Annotated in this window: 12 protein-coding genes; 11 read left to right on the plus strand and 1 reads right to left on the minus strand. The window is 39.5% G+C overall.

Translation table 11 applies throughout. The annotated features are described in order from the left end of the window. Window positions 1-2: 2 nt before the first annotated feature. The 3 genes from GGQ60_RS17415 to GGQ60_RS17425 all read left to right on the plus strand — a co-directional run bounded on the left by GGQ60_RS17415 (window position 3) and on the right by GGQ60_RS17425 (window position 5,022). Window positions 3-1,538, plus strand: coding sequence for a PSP1 domain-containing protein (locus GGQ60_RS17415; protein ID WP_183766735.1), 1,536 nt, complete (start codon window positions 3-5; stop codon window positions 1,536-1,538). After that, entirely contained in the window at window positions 1,507-1,998 is a 492-nt protein-coding gene (locus tag GGQ60_RS17420) for a gliding motility lipoprotein GldH (protein WP_183766737.1), read from the plus strand. Before GGQ60_RS17415 ends, GGQ60_RS17420 begins: the two co-directional genes overlap by 32 nt. A gap of 165 nt (window positions 1,999-2,163) precedes the next feature. After that, window positions 2,164-5,022 (plus strand): TonB-dependent receptor, encoded by a 2,859-nt coding sequence (locus GGQ60_RS17425; RefSeq protein WP_183766739.1) that lies wholly within the window; start codon window positions 2,164-2,166, stop codon window positions 5,020-5,022. A 123-nt stretch (window positions 5,023-5,145) separates the two neighbouring features. Here the strand turns inward: GGQ60_RS17425 and GGQ60_RS17430 are convergent, their stop codons facing one another. Continuing rightward, window positions 5,146-6,447, minus strand: a complete 1,302-nt coding sequence (locus GGQ60_RS17430) for a UDP-N-acetylmuramoyl-tripeptide--D-alanyl-D-alanine ligase (protein ID WP_183766741.1) — start codon at window positions 6,445-6,447, stop codon at window positions 5,146-5,148. A 177-nt stretch (window positions 6,448-6,624) separates the two neighbouring features. Between GGQ60_RS17430 and GGQ60_RS17435 the strand changes: the two genes are divergently transcribed. From GGQ60_RS17435 to GGQ60_RS17470, 8 genes are all read left to right on the plus strand, one after another. After that, entirely contained in the window at window positions 6,625-9,672 is a 3,048-nt protein-coding gene (locus GGQ60_RS17435) for a SusC/RagA family TonB-linked outer membrane protein (protein WP_183766743.1), read from the plus strand. A 10-nt stretch (window positions 9,673-9,682) separates the two neighbouring features. Beyond that, complete coding sequence (locus GGQ60_RS17440; RefSeq protein ID WP_183766745.1) at window positions 9,683-11,101, plus strand: SusD/RagB family nutrient-binding outer membrane lipoprotein; 1,419 nt, start codon at window positions 9,683-9,685, stop codon at window positions 11,099-11,101. 156 nt (window positions 11,102-11,257) lie between these two features. Continuing rightward, window positions 11,258-13,747 (plus strand): M14 family metallopeptidase, encoded by a 2,490-nt coding sequence (locus GGQ60_RS17445; protein ID WP_183766747.1) that lies wholly within the window; start codon window positions 11,258-11,260, stop codon window positions 13,745-13,747. A gap of 483 nt (window positions 13,748-14,230) precedes the next feature. Continuing rightward, window positions 14,231-17,203: a SusC/RagA family TonB-linked outer membrane protein gene (locus tag GGQ60_RS17450; RefSeq protein WP_183766749.1), complete on the plus strand. Its 2,973-nt coding sequence runs from the start codon at window positions 14,231-14,233 to the stop codon at window positions 17,201-17,203. 11 nt (window positions 17,204-17,214) lie between these two features. Next, window positions 17,215-18,627, plus strand: a complete 1,413-nt coding sequence (locus tag GGQ60_RS17455) for a RagB/SusD family nutrient uptake outer membrane protein (RefSeq protein WP_183766751.1) — start codon at window positions 17,215-17,217, stop codon at window positions 18,625-18,627. Window positions 18,628-19,280: 653 nt separating this feature from the next. After that, window positions 19,281-22,550: a SusC/RagA family TonB-linked outer membrane protein gene (locus GGQ60_RS17460; RefSeq protein WP_183766753.1), complete on the plus strand. Its 3,270-nt coding sequence runs from the start codon at window positions 19,281-19,283 to the stop codon at window positions 22,548-22,550. Between the two features lie 24 nt (window positions 22,551-22,574). Further along, entirely contained in the window at window positions 22,575-24,011 is a 1,437-nt protein-coding gene (locus GGQ60_RS17465) for a SusD/RagB family nutrient-binding outer membrane lipoprotein (RefSeq protein ID WP_183766755.1), read from the plus strand. 24 nt (window positions 24,012-24,035) lie between these two features. Beyond that, window positions 24,036-25,070 (plus strand): DUF1735 domain-containing protein, encoded by a 1,035-nt coding sequence (locus GGQ60_RS17470; protein WP_183766757.1) that lies wholly within the window; start codon window positions 24,036-24,038, stop codon window positions 25,068-25,070. Window positions 25,071-25,111: the final 41 nt, after the last annotated feature.

A 25,111-nucleotide genomic window follows, 5' to 3' on the forward strand; every position in this document is an offset into this window, starting at 1 on the left:
TTATGGGATGTGGAAGTTGTTCAACAGGTGGTGGTTGCACCCCTAATGGATGCAAAAGTAATGGCTCATGCGGCACTGGTGGTTGCCAAACAATGGAAGTTCACGATTGGCTGTCTAATTTGGATATGCCTTCTAATTATAAACCTTTTCAGGTTACCGAAATCAAATTTAAAGGCTCGCGTAAAGAGTTTTTCCTGAATAACGATAACATTTACCTCGAAATCGGGGAACTTGTTGCTGTTGAGGGGCCAACGGGTGGTTTTGATGTAGGGCATGTTTCGCTTACGGGCGAACTGGTAAGGATCCAGATGAAACGCCGTAAAACAACGCTCGATCAGGTAACCAAAAAAATCTACCGGAAAGCTACCGAAGCGGATGTGGAAAAATGGAATGCCGCTAAAGGGATGGAATGGGAAACCATGCACAAGGCCCGTAAACTGGCATTGGATTTACGTTTGCAAATGAAAATAAGCGATGTAGATTACCAGGCCGATAAAACCAAAGCCACTTTCTTTTATACTGCTGACGGACGTGTAGATTTCCGCGAACTGATCAAAAAAATGGCTGAGAGTTTCCGGATCAGGATCGAAATGCGCCAGATCGGTATGCGCCAGGAAGCCGGCCGTTTAGGAGGGATTGGCTCTTGTGGCCGCGAATTATGCTGCTCTACCTGGTTAACGAACTTTAAAACGGTATCTACGGCTGCAGCGCGTTATCAAAACTTATCACTAAATACGTTGAAGCTTGCAGGGCAATGTGGTAAATTAAAATGTTGCTTAAACTATGAGCTTGATACTTATCTGGATGCTTTGAAAGATATTCCGGATAAAATCGAAAACTTAGATACCGAGGCGGGCTATGCCCGTCACCAAAAAACCGACATTTTCAAAAAAATAATGTGGTTTAGCTACCAGGGCGACGAAAACTGGATCCCGGTTAAAGCCGCACGTGTAAAAGAAATCATGGCGATGAATAAGGCTGGTAAAAAGGCGCCAAACCTTAAAGAAGACGCCATTCAGATCGCCACACCTTTAGTGGTAGAGAAATCTTTCGATTACGAAAACGTGGTTGGCCAGGATAGTTTAACCCGTTTGGATGAGCGTTCGCGCGCTAAAAACAACCGGAATAATAATCAGAAAAATAACCGCAGTAATCAGAAAAACAATCGCGACAAAGGGTCTTCCGGTGAGAAAAATACCCAGCCTCATACTAACGGCAGACCGCAGCAGCAAGGTGGACAGAAACAACAGGGTGGGAAGCAGCAGCAGCAGAAACAGCAACAAAATGCCGCACCTAAAGGTCAGCAGCAAGCTGTGCCAAAACCTGCACATGTTAACGGGCCAAAACCGCAAAACAATAAACCTAAGCAACAACCGCAGCAGCCTCAGGTGCAAAAAACGGTTGTCAAAGCAGAAGGAAATGCGATGCCAGGCGAAAAACCAGAACAGGGCAGAAATAAAAACAGAAATAACCGTAGGAAAAACAATAACCGCCGAAACAATAACAATGGTTCAGAAAATAAACCTGCAGCTGAATAAAAGACAGGTATTTTTAATTGGTTTTTTATTCATTACTTCGCTATTTGTTGGCTGTGTACCTAGTGTAATCGATAGTAATGTAGGAATTGCCAACCGCAGATGGACCTATCGTAACCATATTTTGGCGCCGTTTGATATTAAGGATAATACTAAAGCCTACAATATTTATTTTAAATTAAGGCATACCGCCGATTATAAATATGCCAACATATTTATTCTGGCCCATTTTAAGGATGGTAAAAAGATGGTAACCAGGCGCTATCAGTACAAACTGGCTAAAAATGATGGCGAATGGTTGGGCAGTGGGTCTGGAAATGTATTCAGTTATACTTTACCCCTGCTTACCAACTATCATTTTCCGCATAATGGCAAATTTGAAATCGAAATTGAGCAGAACATGCGCGATAATCCACTTTTGGAGGTGAGCGATGTGGGTGTTTTGGTTAGTTTGGCTCAATAGTTTGTTTATTTTTCTGGTTCTGATTTAATTTTCGCACTATTTTGATTTTTTGTCTTTAATTATCTACAGAAAAAGCATATTTATTTATATTTTACTCTTTTTCAGTCTGTTGTGGTGTGAAAATGTGTAATAAATTTGTTATTATTGTTTATAAACCTATGAACTATGATAAGAATTTTATTCAAACACACCCTCGTTATTCTCCTTTTTCTGACATCGGCCCAGTTATTTGCGCAGGGCTTAAAAGGTAAAGTTACTGATTCGGCCGGCCTGGCAATACCGGGTGCTACTGTCCAGGTAGTGGGCGCGAAAATTGGAACATCTTCAGATGGAAATGGGCTATATACGCTAAAATTTCCTTCAGCCGGGGCTTATAAAATCCGGATTTCTTTTACCGGTTACCAAACTTCGGAGGTGGCTGTCGAAATTGATAATACCGTAAAAACAATGGATTTCGCGCTTCAGGATACCAAAGAATTATTAAGTGATGTAGTAGTGGTTGGGTCAAGGTCAACGCCAAGAACGAACATCGAAAGCGTGGTTCCTGTTGATCTGATTTCTGCCAAAGAGGTTAAAGTATTTGCGCAAACAGATTTAACGCAGATTTTAAATTTTGTGGCGCCATCTTTTAGCTCTAACCGGCAAACGGTTTCTGATGGAACGGACCACATTGATCCGGCATCTTTACGCGGTTTAGGGCCCGATCAGGTTTTGGTGCTGGTAAACGGCAAACGCAGGCATACCACTGCATTGGTTAACATTAACGGCACCTTTGGTCGCGGTTCTGTTGGAACTGACTTAAATTCTATACCGGTTTCGGCAATCGAACGTATTGAGGTACTGCGCGATGGGGCTGCTGCACAATATGGCTCGGATGCGATTGCCGGGGTAATCAATATTGTGTTGAAAAAAGTAACACCATACAGTTTCTCCACTTCCTTCGGTCAATCTTCATCAAGTGCCCTGGGCCGCGATTTTAGCGATGGCCGGACTTTTCAGTTTGATTTTAGCAAGGGCTGGGCGTTTAAAAATGACAAGGGTTTCATCAATTTTGCGGCCCAATACCTTCAACGTGGTTATACCAACAGGGGTGGTTTAGATACCCGCCCATTATTGTATTCTGCCAGTCCAACTAAAGGTGCAACAGAAACAGAAGCTGCTTTTCAGGCCCGTTTTGCCAGTTTGAAAGCCGCAGATGATGCCAGGGCCGCAGCCAATGGTTTAGATAGAAACAACATGCGCGTAGGCAATTCCGACTCTAAAAACGGAGGAGGGTTTTTAAATGGGCAGTTTAATTTTGGAAAAACCACCCAGCTTTATTATGCCGCAGGTTTTACCCATAAAACGGGCAGTGCCGCGGGGTTTTATCGCTTGCCAACACAGACCACCCAGATAGATTTATCGATCTACCCTAACGGATTTCTACCATTTATAGATACCAAAATCAATGATTATTCATTTTCTGCCGGTTTAAGAGGTAAAATAGGGGCATGGGATTATGACCTAAGCAATACCAGTGGAGAAAATACGATTAAATTTGATATTAATAACACGGTTAACGCTTCTCTGCCAACAGGAACAAGTCCGACTTCATTTTATGCCGGGCAATTGCTTTTCAGACAAAATACCAGTAACCTTGATATAAATAGAAAATTCACTTTTGACGGCGGATTTTTAACGTCGTTAAATACTGCCTTTGGCGGGGAATTCAGGATTGATAGCTATCAGATCAAAGAGGGCGAGCTTTTATCCTATTCAAATGGCGGAAGATTGATCGGAACCTCTCCTACTGCATCCGGTGCACAGGTATTCCCCGGTTTCAAGCCGAGTAATGCATTGGATAAATCGAGGCACAATGTTGGTGCTTACGCCGATTTTGAGGCTGAATTTGGGCCGAGGGTAACCTTGGGGGCTGCAGGCCGGTACGAAAATTACAGCGATTTTGGTTCTAATTTTTCTTACAAATTTACAGGTAAGGTTAAACTTTTTGGAGATGTTGCGTTACGCGGGGCTTACGCCACGGGGTTTAGGGCACCATCTTTACATCAGCAATATTTTAATAATGAAAGCACACAGTTTGTAGGTACGAATGCCACGCAGGTTTTAACGGTAAATAATGCAAACCCAATTGTTGCCCAGTTTGGCGTTGGGGCCTTAAAACCTGAAATTTCTAAATCAGGAAGTTTAGGTTTGGCCGGTAAAATTGCTAAAACCTTTACTTTTACCATCGATGCTTATAATATTGATATCAGAGACCGTATTGTATTCTCGAGCCAATATGCTCGCGAACGTTCTGGTGGCGTTTTGGTTCCAACCGGTGTAGTGAATCAGATTTTAAATACGGTAGATCCAACGGCACAGATTAACAGTGTACAGTTTTTTACCAATGCCATTACCACCAATACCGCAGGATTAGATGTGGTTTTAACAAACCGGTTCAATTTAGGAGTAAAAAGCAGCTTAATTTTAAGCGTTGCCGGAAATTTAAATAAAACCGTGGTAAGAAGCATACAAGGTTCTGATAAAATTGAAAGCGACCCCACCTTGAAAGCAAAATTATTCGATCGTTTGGAACGCTCCCGTTTCGAAAGTTCTGTGCCTAAAAATAAATTAAACATTACCGCCACCTATAATGTGCATAAATTATCGTTAGTGGCCAGAACAGTCCGTTTTGGAGAGGTTACTTATTTAAATGCCATCGACCCAAATGTCCCTTCCAATGGTTTGCCACCACAGTTGGATCAAACTTTTGCTCCGAAATGGGTAACAGATCTGTCTGTAAGTTATGCTGCGAGCGAAACCTGGTCGGTAACCGTAGGTGCAAATAATATTTTTGATGTTTATCCCGATAAACTATATATCGATCCCCGTAACAATGAAAATAATTTCAGTGGCAATGCGAGCAGTAATTATTCTGGTGGATTGGATAATACTTCTAATGGTCGGTTCCTGTATTCGAGGGCTGTTAGCCAGTTTGGCTTTAATGGGAGGTATGTGTATGGCAGAATTGCCTGTACTTTTTAATTTCGTTCAACGTTTTTTAGCCACAGATGCATAGATAACACAGATTTTTATAACGGTGTACATCCTTTACATCTGTGGTTATTAATACCTGGGCTTAATCCATTTTACGTTAAGGGATTGAAACTACAAATACTGCAGCAAACTTTCCAGTTTCATTCCCCTTGATCCTTTTAGCAATACTAAATGATCATGAACCTGGTTTTCCTGCAGGTAAGTGGCTGCCTCGGCCGGAGTTTCGAAAAATATGCCATTAAAATCGTCTTTAAATAGATAGAAATCCTTCCCGATAAAAATGAGTTGATCCAAACCACTTTCATTGGCCTGTTTTACAATAAGTTCGTGCTGGCCAAGAGACTCAGGACCAAGCTCGAACATGTCGCCCAAAATAGCGGTTTTTTTATCGGCCGATAGCACGGCGATGTTCTTCAGGGCTGCCGCCATGCTACTGGGATTGGCATTATAGAAATCGCAGATGACCGTGTTTTTTTCTGTTTTTGTGAGCTGCGAGCGGTTGTTTTTTGGCTGATAGTTGGATAAACCCGTATTAATTTCTTCAGGGCTCATGTCGAAAAAATCTCCGATGCAGATTGCAGCAAGGATATTTTCAAAATTATAGCTGCCGGTTAAATGGGTTTTAACGGAAGAAGAAACCTCATGGTTGGTCCAGTTTACTTCAATAAAAGGATCGCTGCTTTTTAACGTGCCTTTAATGGCATTGCCATTTTCCGTTCCGTAATAAATGAGTTTGTTTAAACCTGCGGCAGTGCTCATTTCTAGCAAGTTGGGGTTGTCTCTATTAATGAAGGTGTATCCATTGGTTTGTTTAAGGTAAGCGTAAAGTTCTGCCTTGCCTTTTTTTACGCCTTCAAACCCGCCAAAACCATCTAAGTGAGCCATCCCTACATTAGTAATGATACCATGGGTAGGCTGGGCAATGGTACAGAGCAGTTCTATCTCTTTTTGGTGGTTGGCTCCCATTTCAATTACGGCAATCTGCACTTCATTTGTAATGGATAATATGGATAAAGGAACACCAATGTGGTTGTTTAAATTGCCAAAAGTGGCAAAAGTTTTATAACGTTCGGCCAGTACAGCATTTACCAGTTCTTTACTTGTGGTTTTTCCGTTACTGCCGGTTAAACCGATCACCGGGATGTTGAGTTGTTTGCGGTGATGGCGTGCCAGATCCTGCAGGGTGCTTAAAACATCCCCTACCAATAAAAATTTATCATTCTGGGCGTATTTTTCTTCGTCGATTACCGCATAAGCTGCACCTTTCCCGATGGCCTGAGCAGCAAATTCGTTGGCATTGAAAAGGTCTCCCTTAAGCGCAAAAAAGATGCAACCGGGGGTAATGTTCCTGGTATCGGTAGAAATAATGTTATGCTGTAGGTAATGCTGATAAAGGGTTTCTGTAGTTGTCATTTCAAATGAATTGCAAAAGTAAAATTACGAATCAGGCCCAAATAAAGCACTCTTTTTCCAATCTTCACTATTTCTTCACGAATTTCCTTCAGAAAGACTCTACATTCATTGCTTGTAAACGAACTGCGCTGTTTAAAAACACCGCTTTCTATCATTATTAACTAAACTAATTTTATCATGAAGAGACTCGTACAAAGTTTGTTCATCCTGTTGCTGTTTGCCTCTACCGCAATGGCACAAGAGAGAACCATTACAGGTATAGTAACCGCTAAGGAAGACGGCGCACCAATTCCCGGAGTAAGTATAAAGGTAATCGGCACCAGCATTGGGGTGTCAACCGGAGCAGATGGAAAGTTTTCCGTGAAAGTTTCACCAGAGGCCAAGAGCCTGCAATTTTCCTCTATCGGATTTTCTACTCAAACCGTTAATATTGGCACCTCTACTGTAATTAATATTGTGCTGGCTACCGACTCGAAGATTTTAGGTGAGGTGGTTGTTACGGCTTTAGGCATAAAAAGGGAAAAACGAACACTTACCTACTCAACCCAGGAGGTTAGTGGAGGAGCATTGGTTGATGCGAAAGAAAATAACCTGGTTAATGCACTGGCGGGTAAGGTTGCCGGTGTGCAGATTACCAATTCGAGCGGAGCAGCCGGTGGTTCTTCAAAAATTGTAATCCGGGGTAATACTTCCTTAACAGGCGAAAACGGGGCACTTTTTATTCTTGATGGTGTGCCGATTGATAACTCAGAAGCGGGTAATCCCGACGGAGCTTTAAGTGCCGGAGGAACATCCAACCGTGCCATTGATATCGACCCGAACATTATCGAAAGTGTAACGATATTAAAAGGAGCAGCAGCAAGTGCATTATATGGAGCAGCAGCGGCAAGGGGGGTTGTGATTATTACCACCAAAACAGGAAAAGGAAAACCATCTGTAACCTTAAGTTCTGGCGTAACGTTCGATAATCCTATTCTTCCTGAATTTCAGGATAAATATGCCCAGGGAAGCCAAGGCGTTTATGTTGATGGAAACAATGGTAAGTTAAGTTCATCTTCATGGGGTCCGCCTATTGATGGCTTAATGGTAAATGGACAGCCGGTACAGAAGCACGATCCCAGGAAAGAATTTTTCAAAACAGGTTTTACAACAGATAATACCCTGGCTGTAAATGGTTCGACAGATAACTCTACCTATCTCGTTTCTTATTCCTATTTAAAAACGAATGGAACTGTGCCTTCTACGGATTTTGGAAGGCATTCGTTATTTACCAAGTTTTCAAATAAAATTACAAAAGACATCACACTTACCGGTCAGTTTAACTACGTTAATTCAGTAAACGATCGTTTGGCTGAAGGTAACGGACTGGCCAGCCCGTACTGGACGGTGTATGCAGCGCCGATCTCATGGAATCCATTTCCGACCACAAATCCCGACGGTTCACAGCGTGTATACCGTGCAGCCAGAAATAATCCATACTGGTTGGTAGATAATACCAAGTTTGTATCGGCAGTTAACCGCTTTTTACCGGTACTTACGGTGAGTTATAACCCGTTGCCCTGGTTAACCATAACCGAACGTGGCGGGGCTGATATTTATAATGATGGTAGTAACTACCATGAAGCACCCGGCATAGTAGGTGGAGAATCTGCTGATGGTAAAATGTATAATCGCGAAATAAACTACAAACAGTTTAACAATGACATTATTGTAGAGGCGAAAAAGAATTTTAGTGAAGATTGGTTTGGTAGCATACTGGTTGGTAACAATATTCTGAGTAACTCGCAACGGATTGTGTTTGATAAGGGGATTGGCTTATCCGTTAATGATTTTTACAACATCAACAATGCCTCTACTCAAATATCGTCTATCAATAATTATACAAAAAGAAAGGTTGGCTATTATGCGCAATTAACAACTGAATATAAAAGGATGGTCTCTTTATCTTTAACGGGGCGTTATGACGGTACTTCGGTTTTGAGCCAGGATAAAAACTATTATCCTTATGGCTCTACATCAGCAGCTTTTATTTTTACAGAACCCCTTCACTTAGAAGATAATGCGATACTGAATTTCGGTAAAATCAGGGTGTCGTATTCTTATGTAGGAAACGATAATGTTGGCCCATATGCACTAAGCACCACCTACCTACACCCTGTAATTTCTAATATAGAATTTCCTTACCAAGGGCAAAATGGATTTTTGCTTACCAACACTTATGGCGACCCAAATCTTAAAAATGAAGGATTAAAGGAGTTTGAGACCGGAATAGAATTAAAGATGTTCAGAAGCAGGTTGAGCTTGGAAGCCACCTATTTTGATAAGAAAAGTGTCGATTTAATTACTACCACTCCTATTACACCCTCGTCGGGTTTTAATGCTGCCACTATTAATGCGGCGAGCATGTACAATAAGGGTATAGAGTTAATTTTAAATGGTACGCCTGTTAAAACCAAGAATATTACCTGGAATATTGGCCTTAACTTCTCTAAAATTAAAAATGAGGTTACAGAAATTGGTCAGGGACTGGAAAATATACAGTTTGCAGGTTTTACAAACCCCGGAATTTTTGCTTATAAAAACCAGCCTTACGGTGTAATATATGGTTCGAGGTATAAAAGGAATGGCGATGGTAAATTATTAATCGATGATAATGGCTATCCGATTATTGATGATCAGCTTGGCGTAATCGGAAACACTACACCAAAGTGGAATGCTGGTTTAACCACAAGCTTCTCCTATAAGGCCTTTACCTTATCTGCTGTATTTGATGTGCGCTATGGTGGCGATGTGTATAATTTAGACGGTCATTACCTGGATTTTTATGGTACCACCAAAAAGACAGAAGACAGAACAGCAACCACAGTCTTCGATGGGATCAGGGAGAGTGACGGCAAGGTAAATACAACTGTTGCCAAACTTGATCAGGCATATTATCAAAATAACGAGAGTGCGGTAGATGAAACGGGTGTAGAGGATGGTACTTATTATAAGTTAAGACAAGTAACCCTGTCTTATAATTTTAATCCATCGCTCCTAAAGAGAACTCCATTTAAAGGATTAAGTATAGCCGCCACAGGAAGAAACTTATGGATTTACGCACCACATTATACAGGTTCAGATCCAGAGGTGAGTTTGTACGGGACAGGCAATGGAGCCAGTTTTACCAATTTTGTTACCCCAACAAACAGGAGTTATAATTTTGCCATAAAAGCAACCTTTTAATCTAGAAAACATGAAAATTATATATTATTCAATAGTTACTGTAATGCTGCTTTCTTTTACAGGATGTAAAAAATTCTTGGATATTAATCAGGATCCCAATAACCCTACAACGGTACAGGAATCGTTGATTTTATCTCCTATCGAACTTTATACTACCACGCAAATTGCTGCCGGTTATCCATCGGTTACTACTGCTTACTGGACCCAGCAATTGGCATTAAATCAAGAATCGCCCAATATCGATACCTATCGCATTACCCCAACCGATGTAAACAATACCTGGAGCTTTGATCTTTATCCCGCCATCTTTTATAATTTACGCAAACTGATCAGTAATGCAGATCAGAAAGGTAATACGGCTTATTCGGGTGTTGGCAAAGTATTATTGGCATACAATTTAGCAGTTTGTACTGATTTATGGGGCGACATTCCCTACTCTCAGGCATTCCAGGCACTAAACGGCACCAAACCAATATATGATTCGCAAGAAAGTATCTATAAAGTTATTCAAAGTACACTTGATGAAGCGATTGCCAAATTAAACAGTACATCATCCGGAAAAGCGATTGGTTCTGACGACTTTATTTATGGCGGGAATCTGGCGGCCTGGAAGAAATTTGCGTACACGCTTAAGGCCAGATATTATCTGCGTTTAAGTAAGGCGGCAGGCTATAATGCTGCAACCCAGGCTGATTTGGCGCTGGCAGCACTTCAGAATGGTTTCACTTCAAATGCAGATAATGCTTCCATTACCTATGTTGGAACGGCAAAAGCAGAAAATCCCTGGTATCAAAATACCTTACCGGGTGCTGGTGGCGTTGTTTTGTCTTCTTATCTGGTTAATATTTTAAAAGCAAATAACGACCCAAGGCTGCCCGTTCTGGCAAATCCAGGCTCCGGCAACGATTACATAGGAAGAACGAGCGGTACCGCTGCAGCCACAGACCCAAGCATTTATGCTACTGTAGGAACATTTTATGGCGGATATATTGATGGGAATGGCAGTGGATCATCAGCACCTGTTTTCCTGGCTACCTATGCCGAAGCCTTATTTATTAAAGCAGAGGCTACGCTTTACAAATCAGGGGCTGCTGCGGCAATACCGGTATATAACAGCGCCATTAGTGCAAATATGGATATGTTAAAAGTTTCTGCTGCAGATAGGGATACCTATTTGGCCGCTCATGCAACACTCGATGCAGTGGCACCATTAAAAACCATAATAGGCGAAAAATACATTGCCGATTTTTTATCTCTTGAGGCGTATAACGATTGGCGCAGAACAGGGTATCCAAGTTTGTCTGTGGTACAAAATGCCTTTAAGCCATATATTCCACAGCGTTTTCCTTATCCATCGCAAGAAATCACTTCAAATCCGCAGCCACAGCAAAGTATAGCTACTTCAACCAAAGTTTGGTGGGCGAATTAAACTTTTTTTGGTCTTTTTAGAGGCAATCCGGTTTTTGGGTTGCCTTTTTTTTGTCCCCGGATTTGCTTTTGCAGGTATTTAACCACAAAAATGATATAAAATCACCGCTTCAAATAAAATTTATTTTATGTATTATTGATTAAACTATTAATTTTCATGAAATACCACCTGTTTTACGTTGCTCTATTTATTAGTATAAGCAGTTTTGCCCAAATACAAACTCCCGATCAGTTTTTAGGTTACTCACTTGGTTCGCATTTTACGCCTCACCATAAGGTAGCTGATTATTTCAGGCAAACTGCTGCGACTTCTGCGAGGAACATGAAACTGATAGAATATGGTAAAACCAACGAGGGCAGGCCATTGATGGTGGCAGTTGTTTCTTCGCCAGAAAACATCACCAGGCTGGAACAGATCAGAAGTAACAATTTAGTTTTGGCAACAGGTGCGAACAATAGTGTCGATTTAACCAATCAGCCTGCTATACTTTGGTTAAGCTATAATGTGCATGGCAATGAGGCAAACTCGACAGAAACAGCCATGAAAATGCTTTATACGCTGGTATCAGGTTCAAATAAACCAGCTACGGAATGGCTAAAAAATACAGTGGTGATAATCGATCCCTGCTTGAATCCGGATGGAAGAGACCGTTATGTTAATTATTTTAATAGTGTAGTGGGTAAAACTCCAAATTCCGATCCACTGTCAAGGGAACATATAGAGCCGTGGCCAGGCGGCAGACCAAATCATTATTATTTTGATTTAAACCGCGACTGGGCCTGGCAAACACAGGTTGAAAGCCAGCAGCGATTGGCCCTGTATAACCAATGGATGCCGCAGGTGCATGTAGATTTTCATGAGCAAAGTTATAATGAGCCTTACTATTTTGCACCGGCAGCAGAACCTGTTCACCAGGATATTACCCCCTGGCAAAAAAGTTTCCAGGTAGTTGTGGGTAAAAACAATGCCAAATACTTCGATGCCGAAGGCTGGCAATATTTTACTAAAGAACGTTTCGACCTGCTTTACCCTTCTTATGGCGATACCTATCCTTTATATAACGGATCAATCGGTATGACATATGAGCAGGGAGGTATCAGGGCCGGATTATCGGTCGTAACCAACGATGGGGATACCTTAACCCTAAAAGACCGTATTGCACACCACTTTACAACAGGAATGTCGACTCTTGAAGTAACTTCCTTAAACCGTCAGAAATTACTGGAAGAATATAAAAAGTATTTTCAGCAAGAATTGGCCAATAGTCCGGGTGTTTATAAAAGTTATATTATAAAAGCGACTAACTTATCCCGGTTAAAAAAACTGGCCCAATTATTAACCAAAAATAAAATCGAATTTGCCTTTGGTGGTGATAAAACCGGTAGGGGTTACGATTATGATACCCAAAAGGAAGAAAATTTTAGCATCGCCCGTAACGATTTAATTGTTAATATTCAGCAGCCAAGAGCAGTTTTGGCCAATGTTTTATTAGAACCACAAACCTTCGTAACCGATTCTAATACGTACGATATTACGGCCTGGGCCCTACCCTACGTTTACGGATTAAAAGGTTATGCCAGTAAAGAAAACATAAAAGGAAAATTCCTGGCAATTGAAGAGCCTAAGCTAAGCAATACCGAGGTTGAGAAGCCCTTAGCCTGGCTGTTTAGCTGGGGAACGAGCGAAGATATTCAGGTTTTAACGGCGCTGCAAAAGGAAAATATAAAAGTGAGGCAGGCCGATCAGCCATTCTCGGTAAACGGGAAAGACTACCCTGAAGGAACGCTCATTGTATTGCGGGCAGAAAATGAAAGAACAATCAAAGGGATAAAAGATAAAATTGCTTTTATTGCGCGAATGTTGGATAAACCCCTGCAGGCAGTAAGTAGCGGTTTTGTAGAAAAAGGTAAAGATTTCGGATCGAATGTTTATCCCTTATTAAAACAACCGAAAATCGCCATAGTATCTGGCATGGAGGTTTCTTCACTCGCTTTTGGCGAAGCCTGGTTCTTTCTTGAGCATGATCTGAATCTTTCGCCGAGTATTATTAATGCCAAAGATCTGAATAACCTGGATATTAATAAAGTAAACATCTTGATTTTGCCTGACGGAACTTACAGCGCTTTTATAGGCGATGGCCTAACTGCATGGTTAAATAAAGGGGGGAGATTGATCTTAATGGAAGATGCCATAGAAAGTGTAATCGAGAAAAAAGGATTCGACATTAAAAAGAAGGATGTTACAGTAAAAAAAGACGAAAAGCCCGAGGTGAACAAAATGCTATTTAAAGATAAGGATAAAGATGATTTCGAAACCACCATACCGGGAGCTATTTATAAGATCAACCTCGATGCTACACATCCTTTCTCCTACGGCCTGGGTAAATTTTACTACACCTTAAAAACAGACCGGAAAATTTATGAGCCCTTTGTTAAAGGCTGGAACGCGGGATTAATTAACGATAAAAGCTTAATGGCCGGTATAGTGGGCAAAAAAGCCAGGGAAGAACTTAAAAGCGGGCTTTTAATCGGGGTGCAGGATTTTGGCCGCGGGCAGGTGGTTTATTTAGCCAACGATCCCCTTTTTAGAAACTTTTGGGAAGGGGGCAAGACTCTTTTCGGGAATATAATTTTTTGCGGGTATTAAAAAAATTAGTTCGTTTAAATCATTAATCTCACATCTGTTTTTGTGTTAAACTCAACAAAGTAAGCATTTAGAAGAATTTCTTTTATCCACTAAAAAAAATGCTTTGAAATTCAAATCTTAATAGAAGCTATAATAAACTGTAATAGCAAACGGCTTTGTCGGTAATCGGAAAACTATTATCACTTGGAAGATTGTTTCATGTCGGAAAATCAGACAAATAAATTTTTGGCGTAATTTTTTTAAAACACAGAATTAACTCTTTTTTGCTGATTTTAAGTAAGATATGGTTTTTTAGAGTTAAAATTTAAGAAGTTTTACATATTGTCTGTATCTGAAAAACCGCGAAACGTCTTTTTAATAATGCATTTTGTTTGTCAATCTTAAGTCATTATACCTGCGTTTTTAGTTAAAGTTTGTTGGACTCTTGGTTATCTCTGTTATATTTAGGGCTTCAAATAATAATTAATAATTAACTAAAATTTCATGAAAAAACTTTTACAAAGTTTGTTCGTACTTTTGTTTTTTGCATCTACCGCAATTGCTCAAGATAGAACAATTACTGGTACGGTAACATCTTCAGATGATAAACTGCCGATTCCAGGAGTAAGCGTAAGGGTAACAGGAACCCAAATTGGAACTGTTACAGACGCCAATGGCAAATATTCAGTTATAGTTCCATCAGGTTCTAAAACTTTAGATTTTTCTTTTATCGGTTATTTGACTAAAAACATTACAATAACTGCATCGAACACGATCAATGTTGCTTTAGCATCAGATTCTAAAACGCTTTCAGATGTAGTGGTAGTAGGTTATGGCCAACAAAGCAAAGTCTTGACTACCCAAACCACGGCTACGGTTAAGGCAGAATCGTTTAAAAACATGCCCATTCAAACGCCACAACAGGCGCTGCAGGGACAGGCAGCTGGTGTTAATATGATTAACTCTTCAGGTGTTTTAGGGTCAGAGGCACAAATTACCATTCGTGGTGGTGGTTCCATTAGCGCTGCTGGCAGGCCTTTATATGTAGTTGATGGTGTGCCATTAAACAGCAGTGGAGGAGACTATACCCAAACTCAAGGTGGCTCTTCTGGATTAAACCCATTGATCAACATCAGTCCGAATGATATTGAAAGCATGACAGTTTTAAAAGATGCTTCTGCCGTTGCTATTTATGGTTCGCGTGGTGCAAACGGTGTAATTCTGATTACAACCAAGAAAGGTGCTTCAGGTAAAACCAGAATCTCTGCAGATTATCAAAATGGATTTTCCTCCCCAACTTCAGTAGAAGAGATGATGACAGCTGATCAATTTCGTCAGTTCAGGACCGATTATCTTAAAGCGAATAATCAAACAGTACCAGCTTATCCTACAGCTAGTTATAACTGGGTTGATGCGGTTATACGTACAGGTAAATCAAATACTGTTAATTTAAACGCATCAGGTGGTAATGAAAAAACTAAATTTTATCTTGGTGGAACTTATTCTGATGAAAGCGGTTATACACTTGGAAATAATTTAAAACGTCTTTCCGGAAGGTTAAACCTAGATCATAAAATTTCTGATAAGTTCACCATAGGCTTAAACTACAGCTTATCGCATATTGATATGGATCGTATTGGTTCAGAAAACAATACCTATGCACCATTAACTGCAGCTTATCTACAATTGCCATATATTACCCCTTATGGTCCGGATGGAAAGTTTCAGAATACAGGTTTTGTAGCAAACGTTGTTGCGATTGCCGCAACAGGTATTAATAAAAACTATTCAGATAGAAGTACAGGTAATGCATACTTAGAATATAAAATTATTCCTGGATTAAGGTTAAAAACAGATTGGGGTATTGATAACTATGGTATTGATGAAAAATATCGCGAAACGGATTTGTTAACTCCGGGAGGTTATGCTTACAGGACTCATTATACCGATAACAAATGGGTAAATACAAACACGTTAAACTACGACAAAACTTTCGGTAAACATACCATTGCTGCTTTAGCCGGATATAGTTTTGAAACAGCTAAATTAACTCAAATGATGGTTGAGGGTTCGGGTTTTGTAAGTGATGATCTTCCAAACGTAGGGTCAGCTTCCACACCGATAACTGCTTCTGAAAATATTTATGAATGGGCATTGCAATCTTTCTTTGGACGTTTAAATTACGATTTTGACAAAAAATATCTTTTTGAAGCTTCATTAAGAAGAGATGGCTCTTCAAGGTTTGGTCCGAATAAAAAATACGGTAACTTCTATGCGGTATCTGGTGGATGGTTAATTTCTAATGAGGCATTTTTCAATAAAGACAATAATATTGCGCAAAATTTAAAATTGACAGCAAGTTATGGTACTTCTGGTAATGATAATATTGGCTTCAACGCTTACTATGGTACTTTTGCTTCTGGATCTAATTATTTAGGACAAGCAGGTTTAACTCCAAGTAACGTTCCAAATCCTGACTTAAGCTGGGAAGAAACCGGACAGTTAGATATCGGCCTTTCAGCCAGATTATTTAAAGCCATTGATGTTCAGTTTAACTTCTATAATAAGAATACAACCGGAGCATTATTAACAGTTCCTTATCCGTATACTACAGGATATGCATCTGCAAATAGAAATGTGGGTAAAATGAGAAACAGAGGTTATGAGGTTTCCATCAACTCCGATAATATAGTTGGTCGTGATTTTACCTGGAGAACCTCTTTCAACATTGGTTTCAACAAAAATACCATCATAGATTTACCTGTTAATCCTGACGAAGACGGTCGTAATTTCTTAACCGGAAGTGCCGTACAACGTGCAATTACGGGTTATTCTAAAAACTCTTTCTACTTGATTCGTTATAATGGAATTAATCCTCAGACGGGTAATGCGGAATGGTTGAAAAAAGATGGTACGGTTACCACGACACCGCTTGCATCTGATCGGGTGATCGTTGGCAAAGGTAATCCTGATTTTTCTGGAGGAATTACCAATACATTTACTTATAAGAACTTTGATTTATCAGCGTTCTTTAACTTTAGCTATGGTAATGATGTTTATCTGGATGGTTTACAGTTTGCAGATAACTTTAGTTCAGGTTCATATAATAAAAGTGTTAAATTGTTAGATTATTGGAAACAGCCTGGAGATAATGCATTTGCTCCGGCGTTAAATAGTTCAACAAGAACAACCTATCAGCAGGCATCCACAAAACAATTAATGGATGGCTCATACCTGCGTTTAAAAACATTATCAGCAGGTTATAGCTTTCCTAAAGAATTATTGCAGAGAACGAAACTTTTCACAAGCCTAAGAATTTATTTTCAAGGTCAGAATATTTGGACCATCAAGAATAAAGATTTCAGAGGTGATCCTGAGATATCTGCGAATGGTGCATCTAACCTCGTGTTGGGTCAGAGTTTCTTTGCTTTGCCACAGGCGAAAACCTTTACTTTCGGTGTAAATATTGGCCTTTAAAATTTGAAAAGATGAAATTAAAATATTATATTATATCGTCAGTTCTTGTATTGTCTTTCTCGTCGTGCAAGAAAGAGTTGGAAAAATTACCACAACAGGATATTGCTGAAGAAGTTGCATTTAACTCGCCATCTACAGCTTTGGGCGCACTTAGGGGCGTTTACAGTACGGCTCAGACTTTTGATTTTTATGGAAGTTTACCTCAGGTAATTGGCGACTACATGGGCAATAATGTTGACTTTGTAGGCACTTTCCCTACACTGCAAGAGTTAAATAACTTTTCTGCAGTATCTACAAATGGAAACATAGCTACCATGTGGCAGGTTCACTATCAGGTAATTACCCGCGCAAATAATGTTATCGCAAAAATTAATCTTGTAGATGGTTTATCTGCCGGAGAAAAAGCACAGTATGCTGCTGAAGCTAAATTTTTACGGGCTTTGGCTTATTTTCAGCTGGCTAATTTCTTTGCCCAACCATTTCAGGTTAGTTCAGGAAGTAACTTGGCTGTTCCGTTAGTTCTAGAGCCATTTGATGGTACAGTTAAGTACCCATCAAGAAACACGTTAAACCAGGTACACGCACAGATTATTCAGGACTTGAATGAAGCTGTACCAGCTTTGCCTCAATCGTATGATGATGCAGCTGAAACTCGCGGTCGCGCGACGAAAGGAGCTGCCTATGCACTTCTGTCAAGATTGTATTTATACAGAGAAGAATGGGCTAAAGCAGAGAGTGCCGCAAGAAGTACACTAGCACAAGGTATTTATGATACTGCACCAAACTATGCTTTTTACAGCGGTAATACGAGCGAAGATGTATTCACTATACAGAATAGTGCTATTGATAATGGTAGAACTGGTTCTGGTGGCTGGGCTTCTTATTATAACCCAGCAGCATTAGGTGGGCGTGGTGATGCTCCTTTCTCGCAAGACTTAATCAATGCTTATACTTCAGAGGCAGGCGACAAACGCTATAATCTGAAAATATCTGGAACTGCAGCAGATGGCCTACCTCATTTATTTACTTCGAAGTTTCCTGATGCGGTAAACAATTCTGATAATTCTCCGGTAATCCGTACGACTGAAGTGTATTTGAATCTGGCAGAAGCATTAGCGCACCAAAGCACAACCCCAAGCGTTGAAGCGGTTACGATCTTGAATAATAGAATTAGAAGCAGAGCCGGGTTACTTCCTAAAGCTGTAGCGACTCAACAAGCCCTTATTGATGCTTTATTGATCGAAAGACGTAAGGAATTGGCTTTTGAAGGACATAGCAGAATGGATTTGCTTCGTAACAGGCAAGCACTTAGAACAGGAAATGCAGCGGCGGCCTTTGGCGGTGCCAAAACCATATTACCAATTCCTCAAAGAGAAATTGATAATAATCCTGGCTTACAAGGTCAACAAAACACAGGTTATTAATAATAATCTATAGGAATATTCTTGAAAATATCATATAGAATTAAATAATTAGATTTAAGTTTTAAATAGCAGCTGGTTAATTCTAGCTGCTATTTTTTGTTTATAAGGCCTTATCATTTCGCTCTTTCTGTGCAACTTCTGTAGAATCCATAATGCAGTATGAACTTTCAGTAGCATAACATAAATGGATAATAAATCGAGGCGCCTTAATCTTTATTTCCGGTTGATCGGATAGATGCCAGTTTAATCAATAACTTTTTTTCTTTACAACTCGTTCGAGATCACCTGGCAGTACAGACACTTTCATATTCGATTTGACTTATACTATTTAACGGCAGGTATGCATTCAATATCCCCAAATACGAAATTCAGATCAAATAAAATGACAAGATCATTTTTAAATAGCACTTATTACTTTTTGATGCAGTTATTCAGAAAAATATTAAGCAAATCCAAATATTGTCGGTCTAATTAGGCTGATTTTCAACTAAAATGTTAGTTTTTTTCTCTTTTTGATCAATTTTAGAGCTTTAAGATAGATTTTTAACAAAAAGTAGTTCAATTGTTAAAAATTGTTAAAAAATATTTGGTGTTGTTGGTAACTAACTATACATTAGCATTTAATTAATCATTAACTAACCTATTTTCAAATTATGAAAAAACTTCTACAAAGTTTGTTCATTCTCGTGCTATGTGCATTTTCGGCATTTGCTCAAGAAAGAACAATTACTGGTACAGTTACTGCACAGGAGGACAACCTTCCAATCCCTGGGGTAAGTGTGAAAATCAAAGGTACTCAATCAGGTACTGTTACAGCGGCCAATGGTAAATTTACCATTATTGCCAAAAATGGATCAATCTTAGTTTTTAGTTACGTCGGCTACAAGCAGAAAGAGGTAGCTGTTGGCGCTTCTAATGTGGTTAATGCAGCTTTAGAGGGAGATGCCAATCAATTAACCGAAGTTGTCGTACAAGGTGCTTATGGTACAAAGACCACGGCCAGGGCTACTACAGCAAATATTCAAACCATTAGCGGTGAAAAGCTCAATACAGTACGTGGAACAAATATCAACAACGCTTTAGCGGGTAAAGTTGCAGGTGTTCAGGTAAGAAGTCAGTCAGCGGCAGCTTTGGGCCGAAATACTCAAATAAGGCTACGTGGTGCAAGTGGCTTTGGCACAGGCAGTGGTGCCCTTTATGTGGTTGATGGAACAATTCTTCCTAATGCGGATGATGTGAACTTAGATGATATCGAAGATATTTCTGTTTTACAAGGTCCTGCGGCAGCAGCGTTGTTAGGTTCACAAGCGGCGGCTGGTGCAATTTTGATCACCACCAAAAAAGGTAAGAAAGCTGAAGGGGCTGGTATTACACTTAATTTGGGTGCAACTTTCGAAAATGCCTATATTTTACCAAATTATCAAAATACTTATGCTGGTGGTAACTCTGCTGATCTTATCCAATACAATTGGAAAGCCGGAGACCCTGTAGAGTGGAAAGCACTTGACGGTAAATATTATCATAATTATAGCGATGATTCAAGTTGGGGGCCGAAAATGGTTGGTCAAGAGTATATTCCATGGTATGCATGGTACCCTGGAACTCAATATTCTTACAAAACTGCTTCTTTAACGCCACAGCCAGATAATGCCCGCGATTATTTCAATACTGGTATTGCATTGAATAATACGGTTACTTTCGCTAACGCAGGAGAAAAGTATAATTTCAAGATGACTTACGGAAACCAGTATACGCAAGGTTTGGTTCCAAATACAAACTTGAAGAAAAATACTTTAAACCTGGTTTTAAACTACGACCTTAACAAACACTTCACTGTGGGCGCAAATATTAATTATGTTAAAACTGCACTAGGGGGTGATATCGATGACGCATACTCAAGTCAAAGTACCGGATCATTTAACCAATGGTTTCACAGGGATTTGGATATGGGTATTATGAAAGAGTTGAGAGGGTTAACAGTACCTGGGCTAAATGGAACAAATATTTATGGTAGCTGGAACCATAACGATCCAACGGCTTATAATGCCGCTGATCCAAAAGCATTTTATGCAGGTAACTACTGGTATAATTTCTATACTTATTATGATTTGTTAGATAAATTGAACCAAAGAGATCGCTTATACGGTAATGTTTATTTAACTTATAAGGTAAATGATGATTTAAAATTTACCGGAACTTATCGTAAACAACAAAACACAACCTTTACTGAAGATAAATATAGTTCACGCTTAAATGATAGCGGTACACAAACTACTGGTAACGATCCACAAGCCAGGGGTTATTATTATACTGCCAATACATACTCAAATAGAGAGAACTACGAATTATTAGGTCAGTATACTAAAAAGATTCAGGATTTTACTGTTGATGCAACTGTTGGTACTGATATTTTCAGGGCTGATTATAAAGATAACTCAGCACAAACTGACAATGGTTTGGTAATACCTGACTTATTTACGGTTCAAAACTCTGTTAATCAACCTATAATTGGAAATACGAGATATATTGAAAAATATAGAGCCATTTTTGGTAAGGTAACTTTAGGCTATAAAAACTTCTTATTTTTAGAAGGCACTTTACGTAACGACTGGTTCTCAACCCTGCCAAAAACAAACAACAATGTATTGTCTAAATCCATTGGTGGTTCATTTGTATTCAGCGACTTACTTCCTAAAGAAAGCTTTGGTTGGTTATCAAATGGTAAATTGAGAGCTTCTTATGGTGAGATTCCTCAGGCCTTATCTGATCAGTCAGGTCGTTTTGGCGCTTATGTTTACCCTGGTTTTGCATATGGTGTAAATGCGTTAAAATGGAATGGTAACTTATTAATGTCTACTCCTGATGCACTTGTTGATCCTGATATCACTGGCGCAGTATCATCTAACTATGAATTTGGTATTGATCTAGGCTTCTTGAATAACAGGATCACTTTGGCTGCTACGTATTGGGATGCAACAGAGAAAAATTTCCCAAGATCTATATCAATCAATCCAGCATCTGGTTTTAGTTCGATCTTTACTAATATTGGTCAGATCAATAAAAAGGGTTTAGAATTCCAATTAACTGGTCGCCCGGTTGCATTACCAAATTTTACCTGGACAATTTCAGGAACATATGCGAACTTATTGGATAATAAAGTAGTAGAGGTAAGTAAAAAATATGGTATTACTCGAATCTCAGGAGTAGATGCTGTTTGGGGTACAACTATGCCATATATGGTGCACGAAGAAGGTAAGCAATGGGGACAAATTTTTGGTAATGGTAAAAAAAGAAATGCAGACGGCGTACCATTGTTAGATGCTAATGGTCATTTCGTAAACGATCCTAACGTATTTTTTGGTAGTGTACTTCCAAGACACACGGGTGGTTTACAGAACTCATTTACTATATTTAAGGATTTCAATGTAAGTGCAAATATTGATTACCAATTTGGCGGAAAATTTGTTTCCTTATCAAATATGTGGGGTTCATATAGTGGTTTAACTGCCCGTACTGCTGCCTTAAACGATAAAGGTGTTTCTGTACGTGATAACCCTGCTGATGGTGGCGGTGTTAGAGTGGATGGAGTTGATGCTACAACTGGTCAACCTAAAACTTACTATTTAAGTGCAATTGATTACTATCAGGGCCTATATAATTCCAGAACATTTGATGATTACATCTATGATCTAACCTTCATCAAATTGCGTGAGGTATCAATTGGGTACAATATTCCTGTTAAGAAGTTAGGCATAGGTAAATATATTCAGAACGCAACTTTCTCGGTAATTGCTCGTAACCCTGTTTTAATTTATTCCAAAACAAAAGATTTCGATCCATCAGAGGTATCTGCAACCAGTGGCGAAACCGCTCAATTACCAGGTACAAGAGGATTTGGTTTTAACTTAAGAGTAGGATTCTAATCTAGAAAAACAAAAGAAATTATTATGAAAAAGAGATTTATATATGCATCCTTAATAGGTTTGGTACTAGCCAGCTCGGTGGGATGTAAAAAAATAGAGGATTTTGGTGTTGCAAATGATAATCCTGCCGCAACTACGAGTCCGAGGGTTGATGCCTTGTTAACTAACTCTATCGCTAGTTTAAGTGGTTATGCCTTTTATGTAACGGGTGGCTATTATTCACAGTATTTTTCGCAAAGTCAATATCCTGATGTAATGTTATATTCATTGGATCAAAGTGCATTTACCGGGGCTTACAGTGGCATACTCTATGATCTGGAAAATATTCAATTGGTAAACACAAGTAACAATCAAAACCAGGTTGCCAAAATTCTTCAACAGTATGTGTATTTTCAATTGACCAATCGTTGGGGAGACATTCCCTATAGTCAGGCATTAAAAGGGATCACTGTAAATGCACCGGCCTATGATACACAGGAAGCAATTTACAAAGGCATGCTATCGGCATTAACTACCGCAGCGACCTCTTTTAATTCTTCTGCAATATCAGGTGATATCATGTTCAATGGTGATGTTGCGGCATGGAAAAGAGTAGCAAATTCTTTGAGATTGGTAATAAGCATTCAATTATCCAAAAAATATCCTGGGGCAAATGATTATGCGGCAACCCAATTTAAGGCAGCTTTGGCTGATGCTGGAGGTGTTATAACTTCCAATGCACAGAATATGCAGATTACACCTGCTGCGCCAAATTTCAGAAACGTGATTTGGGATGGCTATAATGGTCGTAAAGATTATGGCGAAAGCAAAACGATGACTGACTTAACCGCTAGCTTAGGAGATGCCAGGCAAGCTGTATTTGGAGGTGCTAGTGAACAACCAGGCAATGTAACAACCTCAAATGTAGGTATTCCTTACGGTGGAGATAAAGCATCGACCGAGGGTTTTACAAATAATAACCCTACCTGGGCTCGTGTATTGCGTGGTGATAAACGCGATCAGGCTAGCCCTGTGTTTATTATAACTGCTTCCCAAATCGCATTGATTAGAGCCGAAGCAGCTAATTTAGGTTGGACTACCGAAAATCTGTCTGATTTGTATACCCAAGGTATTACCTTATCATACGAGCAATGGGGAGTGGGAACACCTTCACCCGCATACTTTGCTAATGCTAATGTTGCTATCGGAGCTGTAGGAGCAGCTAATAATGTTAAAAATATTTCTACACAACGTTATTTGGCAAGTTATCCTGATGGACAACAAGGATGGAACATTTGGAGAAAAACAGGCTTTCCTGCCCTTACACCGGCTTCTGCGGCTGTAAATTCTTCAAAACAAATTCCAAGAAGAATTGCTTATTCTCCGACTGAACAAACAACCAATAAAGCAAATAACGATGCAGCAATTGCTCGTTTATCCGGTGGTAATACTCAGGATGCCAGAATGTGGTGGGATCAATAATTGTTAACGTTTAAATTAATTAAAATGAAAAATCATTTTTTAAAATATGCTGGGATTGCGTTATTGTTCGCTATAACAGCTGTATCTTGTAGGAAGGATGCCTTTGAAGGGACCGAAACAGAGGATTCAGGTACAACCTATTTTAAAGTTTTAGAAGGTAGTGAGGTGAAATTATTCTTTTCACCATTTTCTGACATTAAGAAAATCTCTATGTTTAGTATTCGTCGCGACGCGGCTAGCAGTGCTGACCTTCAACAGTCGGTAACAATTAAATTGGAGCAAAATGCTGGTATTATAACAAAATATAATACTGATCATTCAGAAACATTTGAAGAATTGCCAGCATCTTATTATACTTTTGGAGGTGATGGAGGTTACTCTAAAACAGCAACCGGCTATAATGTTAATTTCGCCTCAGGTATATTCTCTCAAAATTTTAAATTAAATGTAGATGGTACTAAGTGGACAGATTTGGGCAAAAAATATGCACTAGCCTTTCGTGTAACGGATTGGGGCGGAATTAAAAAAACAGCTGCCACAAGTGACACAATTATGGTTTTTGTGAGCATTAAGAATAAATGGGATGGAGTATATAGTGTAGCTGGTAGTATGGTCGATGTTACAAACGCAACGTTAGGTCACATTAACGAATACTTAACCTCTGCTAATAATACGGTGGGTGTTACAGCTCCAATGGAGTATGAATTAAGAACATTGTCGCCTACCAAATGTGTGGTTTATGATAACCATTTCTTCGGAGGTAATTACGTTCCAATTCGTTCAGGTACAAGTTATAGTCAATATGGAAGCTTCGCTTTAACGGTAGAGTTTGATCCTGCGACTGATAAAGTTGTGGCTGTTACCAATACTTACGGGCAACCTGCTTCTAATACACGTTCAGGTAGATTAGACCCATCAGGAACGGTTAATGCTTATGATCCAACATCTAAAACAATAACGATTAAATACAATATGCTTCAACCAAGCGTGGTTACAACAGCTCCATTTGTAAGAACAACATGGAACGAAGTTTGGACCTACCTTCGTGCAAGACAATAATCAACTAAAAAACCCGCACCATGCGGGTTTTTTAGTTTAAA

It is taken from the genome of Pedobacter zeae (assembly GCF_014196715.1).
GTDB classification, from domain to species: Bacteria; Bacteroidota; Bacteroidia; order Sphingobacteriales; family Sphingobacteriaceae; genus Pedobacter; species Pedobacter zeae.